The organism is Pantoea latae (assembly GCF_002077695.1).
GTDB lineage: Bacteria > Pseudomonadota > Gammaproteobacteria > Enterobacterales > Enterobacteriaceae > Pantoea > Pantoea latae.
The window spans coordinates 1-908 of record NZ_MWUE01000002.1 but is presented as its reverse complement, the minus strand read 5'-3'; the positions used below and the strand labels follow the sequence as shown (position 1 = coordinate 908).

At 65.1% G+C, this 908-nt stretch carries 2 protein-coding genes; one reads left to right on the top strand and one right to left on the bottom strand.

The features are described from left to right. On the top strand, positions 1-479 hold a 479-nt coding region (locus B2J69_RS24265; protein WP_236722665.1), incomplete at its 5' end, for a hypothetical protein. A 306-nt stretch (positions 480-785) separates the two neighbouring features. Here B2J69_RS24265 and bcsG read toward each other — a convergent pair. After that, positions 786-908, bottom strand: a 123-nt coding sequence (gene bcsG, locus B2J69_RS23690; RefSeq protein WP_143806234.1) for a cellulose biosynthesis protein BcsG, incomplete at its 5' end; no start/stop codon positions are given.

Here is a 908-nt window from a genome sequence, read left to right as displayed (position 1 = left end):
AAGCGCTGACGGCGTGCGGCCGTCAGGGCCGCTTTCTGTCCGCTGCGCGGACTGGCTCTATGTTCGCTACGCGAACCGGCTATGAGCGGGTTCCGCCCGCTGGCAGGTTTGCCTGCTGCGCAGGCGGCTCTGAGCGGGTTTCGTTCGCCCAACAGCGGGGCAGTTTCATTCCGCCCGCTGCGGGCGACCGAGCAGGGCCGGTAGGCGCCGGCCCTGCACCCGCGCCCTGGGCCAGCGCATCCGCCCGCTACGCGGGTCCCTTCGCTCTGGCAGGATTTCTGACGGACCGGCTGGATTCGCCATCCATGGCTCATGCCAGCTTCTTCGCGGCATCCCTGCCGCTCGTCCTGAAATCCTTTCTCCGCTCAGCGGCTGCGATGGCCCCCACAACCCCGCTGCAAGTCCTGTTTTTTTTTGCCAACAGCTTCATTGCTGAATGCATGAAATCTGCATCAGACAATGCAGTTATTAATGAATAACAGAGGATCCACTGGCGGGGGGGTGGTCGAGGCATCTGACACGCTGAGGCGCGCACGGCGGCCAGGACGAGCCGACAGGACGTCGGCGAGAGCGCGGCATGAGACAGGATGTCGAATCCGCGCGGTCCGTCGGCCGACGTAAGCAACGAAGGGACCGCGCGCAGCGCGGCGTGGAAGCTGCCGGAAGCCGGGATTGTTAAGGGTGTGGCGACACCCTTAACACGCACGCCGGCAGCGGCGCGGATGAAACTCCCTGACGCCTGGCGGGCGGAACCCGCTCAGCGCCGCCTGCGCAGCAGGCAAAACCTACTGCGGGTAGGCAACCCAGTCGCCGCCATTCAACCGGATCCACGGCTTGCCCTGATACATCATCACCACCGCATTGTCATTCTCCGACACCACCAGCGTCTGCGGCAGCTTGTCCGCCAG